The sequence below is a fragment of the Lentibacillus salicampi genome (assembly GCF_004565465.1).
Classification (GTDB): domain Bacteria; phylum Bacillota; class Bacilli; order Bacillales; family Amphibacillaceae; genus Lentibacillus; species Lentibacillus salicampi.
On sequence record NZ_SRHY01000001.1, the window covers coordinates 440,328 to 459,714 of the forward strand.

Consider the following 19,387-nt stretch of genomic DNA (forward strand, 5'->3'; position numbering starts at 1 on the left):
GAATGCTGATGAAAACGAAAGTGATATCAATTGTAGGCCCAACAGCTGTTGGGAAAACACAGCTGAGCATTGAAATCGCCAAGCGGTTCGGTGGAGAAATCATTAGCGGGGATTCCATGCAGGTTTATAGAGGAATGGATATTGGGACTGCGAAGATTGCTGAAGAAGAAAAACAAGGAATTCCCCATTATATGATTGATCTTAAACATCCTGAGGAACCCTTCTCGGTCGCTGAATACCAAAAATATGTCCACCAGTATATTGAAGAAATAGATTCGCACGGAAAACTGCCGATTATTGTCGGTGGGAGTGGTCTATATATCCAGTCGGCTTTATATGATTATCATTTTTCCGATCAGGGAAGGGATGAGCAGGTAACTAGACGGCTGGAAAGCGAACTGAACGACCAGGGAGCCGATATCATGCATAAACGTTTGGAAGAAATAGATCCTGACCAGGCTGCAAAAATTCATCCGAATAATCACAGACGCCTTATCCGTGCATTGGAAATCTATGAAACAACTGGAACCACGATGTCAGAATACCAAAAAAAACAGCCAGTGAATTCACCTTATCATCCTATTTTTATAGGATTGGAAATGGACCGTCATCTCTTATATGAGCGCATTAACGACCGGGCTGACCTTATGCTGGCGCATGGGCTGCTGGAAGAGGTCAAAACCCTGTACGATCAGGGCTATGAAAATAATCAGGCAATGCGTGGTATTGGTTATAAAGAATTTATCCCTTATTTTAAAGGCGAACGAGCATTTGATGACACTGTTCAAGTGCTGAAGCGCAATTCCAGGCGTTATGCAAAGCGGCAGTATACCTGGTTTAAAAATAAAATGGATGTAAATTGGTATGCGACCACATCAGAGTCACGCGAGGAAACGATTAGAATTATTTTAACTGACTTAGCAGGAATGTTACAACATATATAGAAGTAATAAATATAGATAGAAAAGAGGAGGACATACAATGGCACAGTCGGTAAACATTCAGGATCAGTACTTAAATAAACTCAGAAAGGATCATGTTTCGGTCACCGTGTTTCTGACAAATGGTTTTCAATTACGCGGGGTTCTGAAAGCATTTGATAATTTCACGGTGCTATTGGAAACAGACGGGAAACAGCAGTTGATTTTCAAACATGCGATTTCCACATTTGCTCCGGTAAAAAACGTGTCACTGGAAAAGGAATAATGAAGCGGGCGCTCTCATGCGTCCGTTTTCATTTGTTAACAACATCCTTCACTCCTATAATCGAAAGTCTCGTCAAGATGGGGGCACCGAAATCAATCATTAATTTAAAATTTCATGCCCCTAAATTGTATCTGATTTCGATTATAGTTAAAACAGCCCTGCTTAAAGCTTCCTACTCCGGGCGTCTGGCCCCCGATTTCTGATATGGGCGTTTGTCACAGCCGGCCCTTTTATCACGTATACTACCGTGATGAAGGAGTGATCACGTGGATACGCAAAAACTTCGAAATAAAAACGGACAAATTAATATTATACTTGAGGATAATCACCATAAAGCCCCTGAAGAAGGCAGTCAGGGTTTAACGGCCCATCATACTTTTTCACATATTGATGCTGAATTTTCCTCATTCATTGGCATGAAGCGGCTAAAGCGAACCATAAAAGAAATCTATGCTACCATTGTCATTAATGAAAAACGGGGAGAAGTGGGGCTAGCCGGTTCAAAACAAGTGCTCCATATGTTATTTAAAGGCAACCCTGGTACAGGTAAAACCACGGTGGCCAGGAAACTTGCCCGTATGTATTTTGAAATGGGCGTACTTTCAAAAGGACATTTTATTGAAGCTGAGCGCGCAGATCTGGTTGGTGAATATATCGGTCAAACAGCACAAAAAACGCGGGCTATTATCCAAAAAGCAATGGGTGGCATTTTATTTATTGATGAAGCTTATTCTTTGGCACGGGGTGGGGAAAAAGACTTTGGCAAAGAGGCCATTGACTCACTGGTCAAACATATGGAAGACAATCACAATGATTTTGCATTAATACTAGCCGGGTATCCATATGAAATGGACCGTTTCTTGACACTGAATCCCGGGCTGAAATCCAGATTCCCGTTCATACTGGACTTTCAGGATTATGATACGGATCAGCTCATGAAAATTGCGAAACAAATGATTCAGAGTCGGGAATATGAATTGACGAAAGAAGCAGAATGGAAGTTACGGTCACATTTATATAAGCAAAAACGGCAGGCACAGTACAATTTCGCCAATGCACGATATATTCGAAATGTTATTGAGCAATCAATCAGGCTTCATGCGATGCGTTTATTAACGAAAGAAAATTTTTCAGTCGATGATTTGATTTTTTTAACAGGAGAGGATTTGTCACTCGATGTTGACTAAATGAAACTGAATTGTCGTATGAACGGTTCTTTGCTATGATAATAGCGGGTTTCGCAAAATGATGGGTACAGGAAGAGGTTTTGATATGTCAGAAAGCATCATAATAATCGCCGTGAAAATGCCTGGAGACAATGATATGCGTTTTGAATCATCGCTGGATGAACTCACGTCTTTGTCAAAAACGGCAGGTGGTTCTGTTGAAAAAGTAATCACCCAAAATCGGCAGCGTATCCATCCTGCCTATTATATCGGCGAAGGAAAAATGGATGAAATAAGAGAAGCGGCAGAGGAGCTAAAGGCTGACATCGTTATCTCAAACGATGAACTTTCAGCCGGACAGTTGCGTAATTTGAGCGATCACATCGGCATTCAAGTGATTGACCGAAGTCAGTTGATTTTGGATATTTTCGCTCAACGTGCTCGGACGAAAGAGGGTAAATTGCAGGTTGAGCTTGCTCAGCTGGAGTACACTTTGCCAAGATTGCGCGGCAGGGGCGAAGAGATGTCACGTTTAGGAGCGGGGATTGGAACTCGTGGTCCCGGGGAGACGAAGCTTGAAACAGATCAACGGCATATACGAAGCCGGATTGATGATATTAAACGGCAATTAAAACAGGTGGTACGGCAGAGGGAACAATACCGCCGGCGCCGAAAAACAAATGATATTTTTCAGGTCGCCGTTGTCGGTTATACCAATGCCGGGAAATCGACGTTATTTAATCAGTTGACACAAAGCGATGCGATGGTGGAAGACCAACTGTTTGCCACACTTGATCCATTAACACGCAAAATCCAGCTGCCATCAGGTTTTCAAGCATTGATAACAGATACGGTAGGGTTTATCCAGGACTTGCCAACATCACTGATTGCATCGTTCAGATCAACGCTTGAGGAAGTGACGGAGGCGGATTTTATTCTGCATGTGGCTGATGCAGCCGATCCTGATTTAGAACAGCACCAGCAGACAGTAAATCATTTACTGCATGATCTGGATGCTGAAACGATTCCGAAACTGACGGTGTATAATAAAAAAGATTTGATCGATGAAGATTTTATTCCGATGTATCACCCCAATATTTTCATCAGTGCACTCGACCCATCAGATGCCGACCGCCTTTTGATAAAGATAGAAGAAATGTTGAAGGATGAATGGGAATCATATAAAGTGAATGTCAGCCCCGACCAGGGGAAAATATTGCACCAACTGGGACAGGAAACAATCGTCACGGAGCGGTTTTATCAGGAAAACGAGAACGTATACGTTATTAGTGGGTATATACGGCGCCATCACCCGATGAAAAGTTTACTGAAGGAGGCTTAGAATACCGATGTTAAAAAGTTTGATAACACAAGCAGAACATGACTGTACACAACAGCACGCAAATATATCAGCAATTATTGAAGTGAATCAAAAACGAGTACTTGACGCTTTCAAAAATAACCGTGTCAGTGACAGTCATTTCTATTCGACAACTGGTTATGGCTATGATGATTTAGGACGTGAAACATTGGAGGCAGTTTATGCCGATGTTTTTGGAGGGGAAGATGCACTCGTCAGGCCGCAAATTGTTTCTGGCACACATGCTATATCAACGGCCCTTTTCGGTCTTTTGCGGCCAGGGGATGAATTGCTCTACATTACCGGCAAGCCTTATGACACATTAGAATCGGTTATCGGTGTTCACGGTCAAAAAAACGGTTCGTTGCGGGAGTTTGATATTACTTATAACCAAGCAGATCTATTGGAAGATGGTTCAATTGATTATTCTGCAATCAGCCAAAAAATCTCCCCGAAAACGAAAGTCATCGCTATACAGCGTTCTAAAGGCTATGATGACCGACCATCCTTTACGATTGATGACATCGGGGAAATGGTCGATTTTATAAAAGCGATAAATGAAAATCTGATTATTTTTGTTGATAATTGTTACGGTGAGTTTGTTGAGGAACAAGAACCACTGCATGCAGGTGCGGATCTAATCGCCGGGTCGCTGATTAAGAATCCGGGTGGGGGAATCGTACGTGCCGGTGGCTATATTGCCGGTAAAGAAGCGTTTGTCGAACAATGCGCCAACCGTCTGACAGCACCGGGTCTTGGAAAAGAAACCGGTGCAACCTTCAATACACTCCAGGAGATGTTTCAGGGATTTTTTATGGCACCACTAATTGTTGGACAGGCGTTAAAAGGGGCTGTACTGACGGCGAGATTCCTGGATTTAGTTGGTTTTCAGACAAGCCCTGGTTATGAAGTGAACCGGACAGATTTGATACAGACGGTGACATTCAATAACCCGGATAATATGATTGCTTTCTGCCAGGCAATCCAGAATAATTCACCGGTGAACGCTTTTGTGACCCCGTATCCAAGTGGAATGCCTGGTTATCAGGACGACGTCATCATGGCTGCCGGTACGTTTATACAAGGAGCAAGTCTGGAATTCACTGCAGATGGCCCGATCAGGGAACCTTACACCGCATTTGTACAAGGTGGCTTAACATACGCCCATGTAAAAATTGCGCTTGAAGCAGCTGTTCATGATTTAATTAAAAAGGGAATGATAACAATACAGCGCTGAAAGTGACTTTATCTATAACTTTACATCCAATGTTTTTAAAACTAATATAGAGGGGAAAGGCTTATATGGACGGTCGTTCTCCCGTTCGATTCCTGTGATTTTTTGAAATGCTAAAAACAACGTAGGAGGAAGCTAAATGGCATCAGGCTTAACGAAAGCGCAAATCATGAAACAAATCGAGGAGGATAATGTCCGATTTATCAGACTCCAATTCACCGACATGCTTGGAAACATCAAAAATGTCGAAATTCCGCTCAGTCAATTAGACAAAGCATTGGACAATAAAATGATGTTTGACGGGTCATCCATTGAAGGATTTGTCCGCATCGAGGAATCGGACATGTATCTGCATCCCGATTTGGATACATTTGTTGTATTTCCATGGACCTCTGAAAAAGGGAAAGTAGCCCGGTTTATTTGTGATATTTATAACCCCGACGGAACGCCCTTTGCAGGCTGTCCACGCTATAATTTAAAACGCAATCTCCAAAAAATGGAAGAACTGGGATTTGATGCATTCAATATCGGAACAGAGCCAGAATTTTTTCTGTTTAAACTTGATGATAGTGGCCAGCCCTCGCTGGAGTTAAACGATCGCGGGGGTTATTTTGACCTTGCACCAACAGATTTGGGTGAAAACTGCCGACGTGATATCGTTCTGGAGTTGGAAGAAATGGGATTTGAAATTGAAGCATCACATCATGAAGGAGCACCTGGTCAGCATGAGATAGATTTCAAGTATTCTGATGCAGTTAAACATGCGGATGATATCCAGACGTTTAAACTGGTTGTTAAAACAATTGCCAGAAAACATAATCTGCATGCGACATTTATGCCAAAGCCACTTTTCGGTGTAAATGGTTCCGGCATGCATGTCAATATGTCTTTATTCAAAAATGGCAATAATGCGTTCTTTAATAAAGATGGTGATATGCAATTAAGTGATGTGGCTTATCAGTTTACGGCGGGGATCATCAAACATGCCACAAATTTTACAGCCGTTACCAATCCGACAGTTAATTCGTTTAAACGACTTGTGCCGGGATATGAAGCGCCATGTTATGTTGCCTGGTCGGCAGCAAACAGAAGTCCGCTGGTGCGCATTCCATATTCCCGTGGGTTAAGCACACGAATTGAAGTCAGAAGTGTTGATCCTTCTGCTAATCCATACATGGCGATGGCTGTACTGCTTGCCAGTGGATTGGATGGCGTTGAAAACCAATTAACACCTCCTGAATCTGTGGACAAGAATATTTACGATATGGATAAAACCGAGCGTGAGGAAAATGGTGTCAAAGATTTGCCTGCAACGCTAATGAATGCTTTATTGGAAATGCAAAAGGATGACACGGTTGTTGAAGCATTAGGTGGACACTTGTATGAACACTTTGTGGAAGCAAAAGAGATCGAATGGGATATGTTCCGGACGACCGTCCATCCATGGGAGAGAGAGCAGTATTTAACGACCTATTAAAATGATAAAACTATTTTGGATCAGCATCAAAATCTATGGTTGTAATGAATGAATAAAAAAGATAATTATAAGCTAGCTAGCGGAGGAAAAACATGGAGACTCCGGTGGGGATGCGCAGTGTAGACCTGAGCAGAAAAAGTGCTCTTCTTTTTCGAGGAAGCTGAAGACAAGCCCACGGCCAGTGTAGTGTTTTTCCATTGCGACCGTCTACATCAAATATTCTTCTAATTTGCCAACCTTAGATTTTAGTTAAGAACCATTATTTTTGATAAAAATAAAAAACAAGGCTTTCGTTATCATAGATATAACGGAAGCCTTGTTTTTGTATAAAACAATAAATTGCCGGAGCCTATTCTCGCGCAAGGCGTATGCAAACTAAAAACTGGCGATTGCCGCTCCAATTTATATGTGAAGTAATCACTCAATATGACGATAAAGACCAATCACTTTGCCTAAAATCGTCACATTTTGATAAATGAGAGGCTCCATTGTCGCGTTTTCAGGCTGAAGACGGATGTGGTCTTTTTCTTTAAAGAACCGCTTAACAGTGGCTTCATCTTCATCAGTCATGCCGACAACAATATCGCCGTTTTGTGCTGTACTCTGCTGTTTAACGATGACCATATCACCATCCAATATTCCAGCTTCGATCATACTTTCGCCTTCGATGACCAGTACAAACAAATTTTCATCGGTCCCCGTAATGGCCCCAGGCAGTGGCACAAACTCCTCGATATTTTCCACAGCGGTAATTGGAATACCGGCTGTTACTTTCCCGATCACAGGCGCATACCGTGGTGCCTCTCTCGGAATGTTGCTTTCTTCTGATTGATCTAAGACTTCTATTGCTCTTGGCTTAGTCGGATCACGTCTGATAAAACCCTTACTTTCCAGACGCGCCAAGTGACCGTGTACGGTTGAACTGGAGGCAAGCCCTACTGCTACAGCAATTTCCCGGACAGACGGCGGATACCCCTTCTTGTTTACCTGTTCTTTAATATAGTCGAGAATTGCTTCCTGCCGTTTAGAAAGTTTCGTCATAATTAAACACCTCCCACATAATATTTACTTAAAGTCAGTATAGCATGTTTATATCAGCATAGCAAACGTTCGTTCGAAAAACGGTTGACAAGATCGTTTGTTCGTATATAATAGTAAATAGATTCGAACAGAAGTTCTTACGTGCAATCAGAAAGGATGATCTTATGTTTGACAGAATAACGAAAACGGATATATTCTATTTAATAGCTTTTGCATCCGCACTGATATTTTTATATTTTTCAATGGTTACAAGTGCGTAACACGGGAGTATGTGTTCAAAAACAAGGTTGAAAAGGACCGGCCTGCTAAATTCTCGGCCGACAAATTACGGGGGCCTGCATGAGCGCTCAATCGCATCAAATTTTGAGGTTGCGTGAGTTCCCGAGTGTGAGCTTCACGTGTGGTGTGAGAGATTCTGCAGTTGGCGATGGACGCGGGTAGTTTTAGTAGAAGTTCCGCTATCGACGTGTCATTTTCACCGGATTTTTTGAACGACCTTTATAAGGGGACATTAGGATGAGAGCCATAATCTATTGCCGTGTAAGTACTGATAAAAAAACGCAGGAAACGTCATTGCACAGGCAGAGAGAAGAATTGTTGAAGCTTGCTGGAGACTATGATTTGACAGTGGTGGATTGTATTGAGGAACAGGCAAGCGGATATGAAATAAATCGGGAAGGTATTTTTCATATGCTGGATTACTTTTCTGATAAACAGGCGGACTGTCTGCTGATTCAGGATGAAACAAGACTGGGGCGGGGCAACACGAAAATCGCTTTATTCCATCAATTGCAGAAATTGAAGGTCCGCATCTACAGCGGTTTGTACGCTGGCGAACTGGAACTGTCCGAAGCAGATTCAATGGTGCTGCAAATTGTCGGTATTGTGGAGGAATATCAGCGTCAAATCCATAATGCGAAAATTAAGCGGGGAATGAAGAAAGCGGTTGAAAATGGATTTGATCCGACCAGAAATTTGTCTAATCGTCACAAGGCCCCTGGAAAAGAACGAAAATCATTTCCGATTGAAGAAGTGGTCCGGTTAAGGCAGCATCATATGACGTTCCAGGAAATTGCTAATACCTTGAATGGAATGGGACATGCTGTTTCAAAAGCAACTGTCCATCGCAGGTATCAGGAATATTTGGAAACTTGAATATGAAGCAGCAGAAGTGTAGTATGAGTAGGCAGGAGCAGTTATATTGTTCCTGCCTTTGTTTATTCTCAGGAGGTTTCAAAATGATATCAAAAGAAAAACTTAATCGCATCAATCAATTGGCGAAGAAATCGAAAAATGAAGGTTTAACGGTGAAGGAGCAAGCAGAACAAAAAGACCTTAGAGAGGAATATTTGCAAAATGTCCGCAAATCATTTAAAAACCAGTTTAAGTCCATGACGGTAAAGGATCCGGAGGGCAATGATGTTACACCACAAAAAGTACGTGATCTACAAGATAAAAAAAAGAAGCATTAACATGTTATGACTTGTTACCATCATCGTTTCATTATAGAATTAAGAAGAATGTAATCATTGTTAACATGTAAACAAGGGAAAGGGGTATCGCTTTGTCAGAAACGATCGAACAGCTATCCATTAACACAATCAGAACATTGGCAATTGATGCAGTAGAAAATGCAAACTCTGGTCATCCTGGTCTTCCAATGGGCGCTGCACCAATGGCGTATACATTGTGGACGGACTTCATGACCCATAACCCGGGTAATTCCAAATGGTTTAACCGGGATCGGTTTGTCCTGTCTGCAGGTCATGGGTCCATGCTTTTGTATGGTCTGTTGCATTTATCGGGGTATGATGTGACCATTGATGATCTGAAGTCATTCCGCCAATGGGATTCAAGAACACCTGGACACCCGGAAGTGCACCATACTGACGGGGTTGAGGCAACAACCGGACCGCTTGGACAAGGTATCGCCATGTCAGTCGGAATGGCGATGGCTGAAGCTCACCTTGCAGCCACATATAATCAGGACGGTATGCCGGTTATTGATCATTATACGTATGCGTTGGTGAGCGACGGGGACCTTATGGAAGGGATTTCTCATGAATCTGCATCACTAGCCGGCCATTTAAAATTGGGCAAGCTGATTGCGCTATATGACTCAAATGATATTTCGCTTGATGGTGAACTGAATCGTGCATTTTCTGATAACACGGAAGAGCGATTTAAAGCATATGGCTGGCAGGTCCTTCGGGTGGAGGACGGCAATGATTTGAGTGAAATCCGCAGGGCTATCAAGGAAGCCAGAGAAAATACTGATCAGCCTACTCTGATTGAGGTAAAAACCGTCATCGGCTACGGTGCACCAAATAAATCAGCATCCGCAGCTTCACATGGTGCTCCTCTCGGGGAAGATGAAGTTAAACTGACCAAAGGGCACTATGGCTGGGAACATGAAGATTTTCATGTACCTGATGAGGTTTATGCCGATTTCAGAACAAAAATCGCTGAGGATGGAGCAAAAGCTGAACAAAACTGGAATGATTTATTGACAGCCTATAAAGAAAAATATCCGGACGCCGGTGTTGAACTGGAACATGCTATACAGGGGGAGCTGCCCGAAAACTGGGACCAAAATCTGCCTGTATATAACCCACAGGATGATGCAAAAGCTACACGTGCCACATCAGGTGATGTACTGAATGAAGTCTCCAAAACAGTTCCGTATCTGTTTGGCGGTAGCGCTGATTTGGCAGGTTCCAATAAAACAACGATTAAGAACGAAGAAGATTTTTCCCGGAGTAACTATGCTGGTAAAAATATCTGGTTTGGGGTACGTGAATTTGCAATGGCTGCCGCAGCGAATGGCATGGCATTGCATGGCGGCATCAAGCCATATGCCGGAACATTCTTTGTATTTAGCGACTATTTGCGTCCGGCATTAAGGCTCTCAGCTATCATGAATAATCCGGTGACCTATGTGTTTACACATGATTCAATCGCAGTGGGAGAAGATGGTCCCACACATGAACCGATTGAACAACTGGCATCCTTGAGAGCTGTGCCTGGTCTTTCGCTTATCAGACCGGCAGATGGCAACGAGGTACGAGAAGCCTGGAAACTGGCGTTGGAGTCAAACGATAAGCCTACTGCGCTCGTTCTGACAAGACAGGGTCTTCCTGTATTGGAAGATACGAAAGAGAAGGCGCATGAAGGCGTGCAAAAAGGTGCCTATGTTGTCAGTGAAACAGCTAAGGATTCACCTGATGCACTCTTATTGGCAACAGGATCAGAAGTTCAGCTTGCTGTAAAAGCTCAAGTTGCATTGCGTGATAAAGGAATCGGCGTTAACGTTATCAGTATGCCATCCTGGGATCGTTTTAACGAGCAGAGTGATGCTTATAAAAATAAGGTACTTCCACCAAATGTCAGGAAAAGACTTGCCATTGAAATGGCATCACCATTTGGCTGGGAAAGATATACGGGAGACCAGGGAGATATCCTGGCTATTGATCGATTTGGTGCATCTGCCAAAGGGAATAAAGTTGTTGAGGAATACGGCTTTAATGTTGAAAATGTCGTCAATCGTGTCGAAGCATTGTTAAAATAAGTTTTTATAGAGGTGGCTTTCCTTAACTGGGAAGGTCACCTTTTTAAAAATAAAAAAGTATAAAATTTTGGGCTGTATTAAGCTCTTTGGCAGAAATAACCATATCCGGCTTCGACGTACAGGACGTACTAGTGCCGGCGTTGGCACAGGACGTGCCGAACTTAGCCGGCCAGCGCCTACCCCTTGAGGTCTTAAGCAATCATTTTACGTGGCAAAACCCGCCACTATAAATTCTTGCTTAAGCTTTTCGGGGTGAACCAGGCGCCCCGCGTTTTCTTATGGTTCAACGACAAAATTAGTACTTCTTTGCGGCATAGTGTGACAACCTTTTATATATGAATCGGTATAATAATAAATAAAAGAGGAGGGTTTTTGTTGAATCATTACGCTATTTATTGGGTGAAAGAAGAATTTGCACATTTCTTCTATTATCGTAGTGACATATTATGCCGGTTTATTAAAAGTTATTATCGAAATCCAAACAGGGAAGACCTGAAGCGGCAGTTTCAATATATTACTATGGACATGCCGGAAAGTTTACTTGTATCTCATATAATGAAACACCAGTCTCCCCACGTCGGCTTCAAAAACGAAAATGGGTTATTATACATTCACGAGGGAACAAACATGATTTCTTTACATATAGAGCAAAAACGGATAAACTTTCGGGGTGACATTATTCATGATGCAGAGGGGCTGCTTTTCCCCGCTTTACGAACATACCAGCCCTATTTTTTCGTTGTCGGGGATCAACCATATGACTTTGGCTGGATTAGCCCGGTCCTTCAGTTAAAGGGACATGACAAGTCCGGTCAAGTATTGTATTCTTATGTTTGATTTACTATACTGTATGAGAGACAACTTGAAGGAGGAAAGCTTTGATGGACGTGATTTGGGTAGTGTTAATAGCTATATTAGCATTGATTGCGGGTGTTGCACTTGGATTTTTTATCGCCCGAAAATACATGATGAACTATTTAAAGAAAAACCCGCCAATTAATGAACAAATGCTGCGTACACTGATGATGCAAATGGGCCAAAAGCCATCACAAAAGAAAATTAATCAGATGATGCGCCAGATGAATAATCAACAGCAAGGAAAATAATTGAATGTATTCATCATAGAAGCTTATAAAAATACCCTTGGATTATGATGCATAACAAGGGTATTTTGCTCGTTTTGGCAAACCTCTTCTATCAGTATCTAATTAAATGGGGCTCTTTGTCCTCTGTATGAAATTTGTGATGCTTCAACTGTTGGATTATTGTCAAAAACAGGTTCGGGTTTCTTGTTGTTTTCTGGTAAAATATAGTCAGTAGGTTGTGTAGGAGGATGATCATGTCAGGAGAAGTCAATATTTTTATTGCATTCGGAGCAGGATTTCTGTCGTTTATCTCTCCTTGTGTACTTCCGTTATATCCGGCGTTTCTTTCGTACATTACCGGAATGAGTGTCAATGAATTAAAAAATGAAAATAAAATGCTGACGAGAAGAAGCCTACTACACACAGTTTTCTTCCTTATCGGGTTTTCTTTGGTGTTTATTATGATGGGATTCGGTTCATCTTTTATTTCCGAATTTCTGGATTCAAATCGGGATATCATCAGGCAAATCGGTGCCATTTTGATTGTGTTTTTCGGCCTTGTGGTTGTCGGCGTATTTAACTTTGAATTTCTTATGAAAGACCGGAAGATTACGTTTAAAAACCGTCCGGCGGGTTTTTTCGGGTCTTTTATAATCGGCCTGGCTTTCTCGCTGGGCTGGACGCCCTGTATGGGACCAATTTTGGTGATTGTTATTTCGCTGGCGGCAACCAATCCTGATCTGGGCTTGGTTATGATGATCAGCTATATACTAGGCTTTTCTATTCCATTCCTCATATTATCTTTTTTTATTGGAAAACTAACATGGATTCGACGCAACAGTGGAAGGATTGTCAAAATCGGTGGCTATATTATGATATTGATGGGAGTCGCCCTATACTTTGACTGGATGACTGATTTGACAGCGTTTTTAGCAGGTTTGTTTGGATTTGCGGGTTTTTGATGTTTCTGCGCGAACTGGATTTTTATAATCATTTATAATAAACTGAATGCTGAAGCTGCTTTACGGCAACTGATGTGGAAAAGGGGCATATGACATGTATAAACCTAACGATCTAATATTTCGGACGACAACATCGCTCATTGCGTTTATACTGCTGGGTTTTTCAATTTATTTGCTGCTCGCGGGACATAATTCACCTGGCGGGGGGTTCATTGGCGGATTAATGACGTCTGCTGCCATCATATTGATGTATATGGCATATGGTTCAGACATATTGAGAAAAATTTTACCGGTCAATTATCGCATGCTGATACCTACCGGGTTACTCATTGCTGCGGGTACCGGAATCGGTTCATTCTTATTTCAACAGCCATTTTTATCACATACATATAATCATTTTCACTTACCAGTTTTTGGTGACTTGGAGCTTGCTACTGCTATGTTATTTGATTTTGGGGTATACTTCACCGTTCTGGGTGTTACCGTCACCATTATTTTATCGATTGCCGAGGATCGCTGACGATACATAGGGGAATTCTCCTTTAGTTGATAACGCTGATGTCATGCGGGCTACACTTGGGGATCGTTAAACATTGGACAAACATGGGAAAAACAAAAAAGGGAAACTTATTTATCAGCTCTGTAAAAGTCGTTGAAAGTCAGGTTTTAGAAACAGCCAATCATGGTTCTGGGTGATGCAGGACTGATTAAAGAGATGTGGGAGAAGAGTGATCGTTTATGTTTTGGCTGACAGCAAGTACTATTGTGGCAGCTTTAATGGCTGTTACCATGATATTCGTTCGGTTAAAGGCAGCGAAAAAACCGGCATCCGTTAAAAAAATTATTTTGCCTCCATTATTTATGAGTACAGGAGCGTTAATGTTTTTAGTTCCTGTGTTTCGGGTTGATTTTCTCCAGGTGCTGGAAGCGATTTTAGTCGGCACTATTTTTTCAATTTTCCTGATTAAAACATCGAAGTTCGAAATAAGGGACGAGAATATTTACTTAATTCCTTCCAAGTCATTTATTTATATTTTATTTGGCTTATTGCTGGTCAGGATTATTATTAAGATCGCCATCGGGTCAACAATATCTTTTGGAGAAACAAGTGGCATGTTTTTTCTGCTTGCATTTAGCATGATTATCTCATGGCGGCTGGCAATGCTTTATAAGTTTAAGAAACTGGAAAAAAAGCTGGAGCAATCTGAAGGAACATGAGGGTCACCATACAGGGCTATTTGCGACGCAGCCGATAACATTATAAAATGGCAGCGAACTGACCGGGAAGGGTTCGCTGCCATTTTACGTTTATGGTAAGGTAGCTTATATTTTCACTGCTTTGGCACTGTAGCGACTTTGGTTGTCCTGATCAGCTTTTCTTATAGCGGGACTTCCAATTTTTAGCATAGTTGTTACGGGATAATTTAAATAAGTGTTCATAAGGCGTTACATCAATGGCTTTCTCTTTTAATTTTTTCCGTAAAAATTTATGATCCCGTTTCGGGGTTGCCAAAATATATCCTTCAATGACGATTTCCTGGGTTACGATGGTATATTCTTTTTTTAAAGCGACTTCACCGATTTTACCAACAATACGTTGCCTTGCTACATCTCTGAATAATTCAGGAACAGGGGTAACTAATTCTTCAAGCAATAACTTTTCTTTATCTCTCCACATATGTTTGGTTTTATCGACATAGTATTCTTCCCAGTCCATATTTGATTTGCCATCTTCCTTTGGCAATTGTTTCAGGAATTTACGGAACATGAAAAATCCGCCAATCCCCATGAGACCTATCATCAAAAATCCCCATAAAACGACAAATAGATCATCAATGACTGACATATTATCACCTGTTTTGTCCTTAATAATAAAAGCTATAGAAATTTTTTCCTTTTAATTTTAATTTCAATAGGCTATTATAGTATCATGTGAAAACCTGCAAATTGCAAGTATTATCTGGTAACATTTTTTACATTCCTTATCAATTGTACTATAATTTAAAATAATGACAATCTTGCTAATGCCATCATACTTATCAATATCTTAGCATATTTTCATTCAATTTGTCATATGAATCACTACGGAGAAACAATCACTAAGGAGGGAAAAGGATGACCAATAATTATGGCGAAAAATCTCCAGAAATCTGCAAAAATGAACAATGTTCTACAATATCCCCGAAACATCAGGAATTTAATAATATGGCTTCGTTACCCTCCTCAGTCCTTAGATGGATAGATCGTCATATGGGGGGATTCATTACCTTATGGGATGAAAATGGGACACTCATTTATATTTCAGAAGCAGTAGAGCAATTACTAGGCTATATGGTTTCAGACCTTCTTGGAAAAAAGTGGTATGAGCTGATCCCTTCAGAAGATGCTTCACATATCAGACAACACTTGGATACAGCGCAGCATATAAACCAGGTATTTAATATTAACGTTCAGAACATTTATAGCAAGAATATCTGGACTGAGAATCTGGTGACAGGTATCCAGGACGAACAGGGTAATCGTTATTATATTTCCGCTACAAAGGATATTACCGATAAAAAAGAAGCTGAGGAGATGATGATCCGGTCCGAGAAAATGTCGGTCGCCGGACAGCTTGCTGCGGGAATCGCCCATGAAATCCGTAATCCGCTTACCTCGCTGAAGGGTTTTTTGCAACTGCTGCAAGCCGGTGTCAACAGGAAAGATGCCTATCATAAAATCATGGTTGATGAGATCGAAAAAATGGAATCTATTACATCGGAATTGTTATTTATTTCAAAGCCGATGACAGAACATAAAGAAATGGAAAGCTTATCTGAAATGATTGAAGATGTCGTTACTCTGTTAAAACCACAAGCCAGATTAAAAAGTATTGAGATATTAATGGGTCAGGAAATCAATCAGGATGTCAAATGTGATCGTTCTCAAATTAAGCAAGTCTTTATTAATATATTGAAAAATGCTATTGAGGCAATGAATGATCCCGGCTGCATCAAGATCAGCAGTCATTTGCGTAAAGAGGAAATTCTGATTGATATGATAGATGAAGGTCCGGGGATACCTGAAGAAGTTATACATAAATTAGGAGAACCTTTTTTTACTACGAAACAAAATGGAACCGGTCTTGGTCTGATGATTTCGCAGCAAATTCTTGAGCGTCATGAAGGAAAGCTCGAAATTCTGCAAAATGTGAACACTGGGAGCACTTTTAGAGTAATTTTACCATTACCGTAATATAAATATAGGTTCGATGGATATTCAGAATATATAATTTTTGCTTATTACCTTTAATAACTTATTAATATATACCGGCATCCCAGAAACGATTGTTTTATAGAGACATTTCATATAAGATATATTTGTAGACTTTTATCAAAGTTGATGGCTGTTTTACAGAAAGAGAAAGAGAGGAGTACAGTTTACATGGAAATTGATACGAAGAAGCAGTTTGATGTGAATGGCAAGACATACAACTTTTACCAGTTACAGGCAATTGAAGATGCCAATCTGGGCAAAATTTCCCGTCTTCCTTTTTCAATCCGTGTTCTTCTGGAATCACTTATTCGTCAAAAGGACGGTCATGTGATTAAAGATGAACATATTGCAGCTTTGTCCAAATGGGGTAGTGATGAAGAAGGGATCGACGTTCCATTCAAACCATCTCGGGTGATCTTGCAGGATTTCACTGGGGTACCGGCAGTAGTGGATCTTGCTTCATTAAGAAAAGCAATGGTTGATATGGGTGGCGAACCGGATAAGATTAATCCGGAAGTACCGGTTGATCTGGTTATCGACCACTCCGTACAAGTGGATCAATACGGTACACCTGGTGCACTGAAAGCAAACATGGAACTAGAATTTGATCGCAATATGGAACGTTATGAATTTTTGCATTGGGCGCAAAAAGCGTTTGATAACTATCGCGCAGTACCGCCTGCAACTGGTATCGTTCATCAGGTAAACCTGGAATATATCGCAAATGTTGTTCATGGACTTGAAAACGAAGACGGTACTTATGATGCATTTCCGGACACACTTGTCGGGACTGACTCACATACAACGATGATCAATGGTTTAGGCGTTCTTGGCTGGGGTGTTGGTGGTATCGAAGCTGAAGCGGGAATGCTTGGCCAGCCATCGTACTTCCCTGCACCGGAAGTGATTGGTGTTAAATTTACCGGCAGTTTCCCGCAAGGAACGACAGCAACAGACCTGGCTTTAAAGGTTACGCAGGTGCTCCGTGAGAAAAATGTTGTTGGTAAATTTGTCGAGTATTTTGGTCCTGGATTAGCAGACATGCCGCTTGCCGATCGGGCGACGATTTCCAACATGGCTCCTGAATATGGGGCAACATGCGGTTTCTTTCCGGTTGATGAAGAGGCATTGAGTTATCTTCGTTTAACGGGGCGCAGCGAAGAACAAATTTCGCTGGTTGAAACGTATTGTAAAGAAAATGATCTCTGGTATTCAGCTGACCAGGAAGATCCTGAATATACCGAGCTTGTTGAAATCAATTTATCAGAGCTTGAACCAAACCTTTCCGGGCCGAAACGTCCTCAAGATTTAATTGCATTGTCAGATATGAAAAAAGAATTCAATAAAGCTGTTACGGCTCCATCCGGAAATCAGGGCCTTGGCATGCATAAATCGGAGTTTGATAAAGAAGCAACCGTTGACCATCCAAATGGTGAAACGTCGGTCATGAAAACAGGAGCACTTGCTATTGCTGCGATTACATCCTGTACAAACACGTCCAATCCATATGTCATGCTAGGGGCTGGATTGCTTGCGAAAAAGGCTGTTGAAAAAGGCCTGAAAGTACCTGAATATGTTAAAACATCATTAGCACCAGGATCGAAAGTCGTTACACGTTATCTGGCTGATTCTGGCCTGCAACAATACTTGGACGTTCTTGGTTTTAACCTTGTTGGGTATGGATGTACGACATGTATCGGAAATTCCGGACCGTTGCGCCCAGAAATTGAAAAAGCAATTGAGGACAGTGACTTAACCGTTTCTTCTGTATTGTCAGGTAACCGTAACTTTGAAGGCCGGATCCATCCACTCGTTAAAGCCAACTATTTGGCATCACCTCCACTGGTTGTTGCATATGCTTTGGCAGGAACGGTTGATGCTGATCTGACGAAGGAAGTACTTGGGACAGACGCAGACGGGGAGCCGGTTTATTTGGATGACATCTGGCCATCAATGAAGGAAATTAAAGAAGCTGTTCAGTCTGTTGTGAAACCGGAAATTTTCCGTAAAGAATATGAAAGTGTATTTAATTCCAATGAAAAATGGAATGAAATCAAAACGACTGATGAACCACTATTCAAATGGGACAGTGAATCAACCTATATTCAAAATCCGCCGTTTTTCGAAGGGCTATCAAAAGAAGCGGGCACTGTAAAGCCGCTGAATAACCTTCGTATGATCGGTAAATTCGGCGATTCGGTCACAACCGACCACATTTCACCAGCTGGAGCAATCGCCAAAGACATGCCGGCAGGACAGTACCTGCAGGAAAAGGGTGTATCACCACGTAACTTTAACTCATATGGCTCCCGCCGAGGTAATCATGAAGTGATGATGCGTGGTACATTTGCCAATATTCGTATCCGCAACCTCCTGGCTCAGGGTAAAGAAGGCGGCTATACCACATACTGGCCAACTGGTGAAGTAATGCCATTTTATGATGCTGCCATGAAATATCAGGAGAATGGCACGGGATTAATTGTTGTCGGTGGCAAAGATTACGGGATGGGATCCTCCCGTGACTGGGCGGCTAAGGGTACAAATCTGCTAGGTATTAAGACAGTCATTGCCGAAAGCTTTGAGCGTATTCACCGCTCGAACCTGGTCATGATGGGTGTCTTGCCATTGCAGTTTGAAAAAGGCGACAGCGCCGATAAACTTGGCCTGACCGGTAAAGAAACATTTAATGTAGAAGTTGATGAAAATGTGAAGCCGCATGACCATATTAAAGTGACAGCTGTTGATGAAGATGGCAAATCAACTGAGTTTAATGTAATTGCCCGCTTTGACAGCGATGTGGAAGTTGATTACTATCGTCACGGTGGTATTCTGCAAATGGTACTGCGCAATAAAATGGAATCCACAAATCGTGTAACGCAATAAGTTGCAAAACAGGAGCCAATACATCGGATTTTCCCGGGTATTGGCTTTTTTTGTGCAGCTATCTTTTTGAACAACTTTTGACAATTGTTGCTGGAAAAATTCAAGAACCACCAAAATTCTGCCCCCTGACATACGATGATTTGGTTGACA

Annotated in this window: 18 protein-coding genes; 16 read left to right on the forward strand and 2 right to left on the reverse strand. The window is 41.6% G+C overall.

Translation table 11 applies throughout. The features are described from left to right. Positions 1-8 precede the first annotated feature (8 nt). From miaA to glnA, 6 genes are all read left to right on the forward strand, one after another. Positions 9-944 (forward strand): tRNA (adenosine(37)-N6)-dimethylallyltransferase MiaA, encoded by a 936-nt coding sequence (miaA, locus tag E4U82_RS02145; RefSeq protein WP_135108380.1) that lies wholly within the window; start codon positions 9-11, stop codon positions 942-944. Positions 945-981: 37 nt separating this feature from the next. Beyond that, the gene (gene hfq, locus E4U82_RS02150) at positions 982-1,206 is read left to right on the forward strand and encodes an RNA chaperone Hfq (RefSeq protein ID WP_135108381.1); all 225 of its coding nucleotides are present in this window, start codon (positions 982-984) and stop codon (positions 1,204-1,206) included. A gap of 266 nt (positions 1,207-1,472) precedes the next feature. Continuing rightward, entirely contained in the window at positions 1,473-2,393 is a 921-nt protein-coding gene (gene spoVK / locus E4U82_RS02155; RefSeq protein WP_135108382.1) for a stage V sporulation protein K, read from the forward strand. Positions 2,394-2,478: 85 nt separating this feature from the next. Beyond that, on the forward strand, positions 2,479-3,714 hold the full coding sequence (hflX, locus tag E4U82_RS02160; protein ID WP_135108383.1) for a GTPase HflX: 1,236 nt from the start codon (positions 2,479-2,481) through the stop codon (positions 3,712-3,714). Positions 3,715-3,721: 7 nt separating this feature from the next. Beyond that, positions 3,722-4,969 carry a methionine gamma-lyase family protein gene (locus E4U82_RS02165; RefSeq protein ID WP_135108384.1) on the forward strand — a complete coding sequence of 416 codons (1,248 nt, stop codon included), beginning with the start codon at positions 3,722-3,724 and terminating at the stop codon, positions 4,967-4,969. Positions 4,970-5,105: 136 nt separating this feature from the next. Further along, positions 5,106-6,443, forward strand: a complete 1,338-nt coding sequence (gene glnA, locus E4U82_RS02170; protein WP_135108385.1) for a type I glutamate--ammonia ligase — start codon at positions 5,106-5,108, stop codon at positions 6,441-6,443. Positions 6,444-6,860: 417 nt separating this feature from the next. Here the strand turns inward: glnA and lexA are convergent, their stop codons facing one another. Next, positions 6,861-7,484, reverse strand: coding sequence for a transcriptional repressor LexA (lexA, locus tag E4U82_RS02175; protein ID WP_135108386.1), 624 nt, complete (start codon positions 7,482-7,484; stop codon positions 6,861-6,863). 516 nt (positions 7,485-8,000) lie between these two features. Here lexA and E4U82_RS02180 point away from each other — a divergent pair. From E4U82_RS02180 to E4U82_RS02215, 8 genes are all read left to right on the forward strand, one after another. Further along, positions 8,001-8,639 carry a YneB family resolvase-like protein gene (locus E4U82_RS02180; RefSeq protein ID WP_135108387.1) on the forward strand — a complete coding sequence of 213 codons (639 nt, stop codon included), beginning with the start codon at positions 8,001-8,003 and terminating at the stop codon, positions 8,637-8,639. 83 nt (positions 8,640-8,722) lie between these two features. Next, entirely contained in the window at positions 8,723-8,956 is a 234-nt protein-coding gene (locus tag E4U82_RS02185; protein WP_135108388.1) for a DUF896 domain-containing protein, read from the forward strand. Positions 8,957-9,048: 92 nt separating this feature from the next. Then, positions 9,049-11,052, forward strand: a complete 2,004-nt coding sequence (gene tkt / locus E4U82_RS02190) for a transketolase (RefSeq protein ID WP_135108389.1) — start codon at positions 9,049-9,051, stop codon at positions 11,050-11,052. A 375-nt stretch (positions 11,053-11,427) separates the two neighbouring features. After that, the gene (gene sirA, locus E4U82_RS02195; protein WP_167751294.1) at positions 11,428-11,889 is read left to right on the forward strand and encodes a sporulation inhibitor of replication protein SirA; all 462 of its coding nucleotides are present in this window, start codon (positions 11,428-11,430) and stop codon (positions 11,887-11,889) included. 44 nt (positions 11,890-11,933) lie between these two features. Next, positions 11,934-12,158: a YneF family protein gene (locus E4U82_RS02200; RefSeq protein ID WP_090232820.1), complete on the forward strand. Its 225-nt coding sequence runs from the start codon at positions 11,934-11,936 to the stop codon at positions 12,156-12,158. 233 nt (positions 12,159-12,391) lie between these two features. Then, a complete protein-coding gene (locus tag E4U82_RS02205; RefSeq protein ID WP_135108391.1) occupies positions 12,392-13,099 on the forward strand; it encodes a cytochrome c biogenesis CcdA family protein in 708 nt (235 codons plus the stop codon). A 94-nt stretch (positions 13,100-13,193) separates the two neighbouring features. Then, positions 13,194-13,619 (forward strand): Na(+)/H(+) antiporter subunit B, encoded by a 426-nt coding sequence (locus E4U82_RS02210; protein WP_135108392.1) that lies wholly within the window; start codon positions 13,194-13,196, stop codon positions 13,617-13,619. Between the two features lie 218 nt (positions 13,620-13,837). Beyond that, on the forward strand, positions 13,838-14,317 hold the full coding sequence (locus E4U82_RS02215) for a CcdC family protein (protein WP_135108393.1): 480 nt from the start codon (positions 13,838-13,840) through the stop codon (positions 14,315-14,317). Between the two features lie 151 nt (positions 14,318-14,468). Here the strand turns inward: E4U82_RS02215 and E4U82_RS02220 are convergent, their stop codons facing one another. After that, on the reverse strand, positions 14,469-14,945 hold the full coding sequence (locus E4U82_RS02220) for a DUF2621 family protein (RefSeq protein ID WP_135108394.1): 477 nt from the start codon (positions 14,943-14,945) through the stop codon (positions 14,469-14,471). Between the two features lie 269 nt (positions 14,946-15,214). Between E4U82_RS02220 and E4U82_RS02225 the strand changes: the two genes are divergently transcribed. Next, the gene (locus E4U82_RS02225; protein WP_245183485.1) at positions 15,215-16,333 is read left to right on the forward strand and encodes an ATP-binding protein; all 1,119 of its coding nucleotides are present in this window, start codon (positions 15,215-15,217) and stop codon (positions 16,331-16,333) included. Positions 16,334-16,522: 189 nt separating this feature from the next. Beyond that, positions 16,523-19,237, forward strand: coding sequence for an aconitate hydratase AcnA (gene acnA, locus E4U82_RS02230; protein ID WP_135108395.1), 2,715 nt, complete (start codon positions 16,523-16,525; stop codon positions 19,235-19,237). Positions 19,238-19,387: the final 150 nt, after the last annotated feature.

Coding starts and splice junctions, on each gene's coding strand:
- miaA (WP_135108380.1), top strand. CDS start 9: ATGAAAACGAAAGTGATATCAATTGTAGGCCCAACAGCTGTTGGGAAA.
- hfq (WP_135108381.1), top strand. CDS start 982: ATGGCACAGTCGGTAAACATTCAGGATCAGTACTTAAATAAACTCAGA.
- hflX (WP_135108383.1), top strand. CDS start 2,479: ATGTCAGAAAGCATCATAATAATCGCCGTGAAAATGCCTGGAGACAAT.
- E4U82_RS02165 (WP_135108384.1), top strand. CDS start 3,722: ATGTTAAAAAGTTTGATAACACAAGCAGAACATGACTGTACACAACAG.
- glnA (WP_135108385.1), top strand. CDS start 5,106: ATGGCATCAGGCTTAACGAAAGCGCAAATCATGAAACAAATCGAGGAG.
- lexA (WP_135108386.1), bottom strand. CDS start 7,484: ATGACGAAACTTTCTAAACGGCAGGAAGCAATTCTCGACTATATTAAA.
- E4U82_RS02180 (WP_135108387.1), top strand. CDS start 8,001: ATGAGAGCCATAATCTATTGCCGTGTAAGTACTGATAAAAAAACGCAG.
- E4U82_RS02185 (WP_135108388.1), top strand. CDS start 8,723: ATGATATCAAAAGAAAAACTTAATCGCATCAATCAATTGGCGAAGAAA.
- E4U82_RS02200 (WP_090232820.1), top strand. CDS start 11,934: ATGGACGTGATTTGGGTAGTGTTAATAGCTATATTAGCATTGATTGCG.
- E4U82_RS02205 (WP_135108391.1), top strand. CDS start 12,392: ATGTCAGGAGAAGTCAATATTTTTATTGCATTCGGAGCAGGATTTCTG.
- E4U82_RS02210 (WP_135108392.1), top strand. CDS start 13,194: ATGTATAAACCTAACGATCTAATATTTCGGACGACAACATCGCTCATT.
- E4U82_RS02215 (WP_135108393.1), top strand. CDS start 13,838: ATGTTTTGGCTGACAGCAAGTACTATTGTGGCAGCTTTAATGGCTGTT.
- E4U82_RS02220 (WP_135108394.1), bottom strand. CDS start 14,945: ATGTCAGTCATTGATGATCTATTTGTCGTTTTATGGGGATTTTTGATG.
- E4U82_RS02225 (WP_245183485.1), top strand. CDS start 15,215: ATGACCAATAATTATGGCGAAAAATCTCCAGAAATCTGCAAAAATGAA.
- acnA (WP_135108395.1), top strand. CDS start 16,523: ATGGAAATTGATACGAAGAAGCAGTTTGATGTGAATGGCAAGACATAC.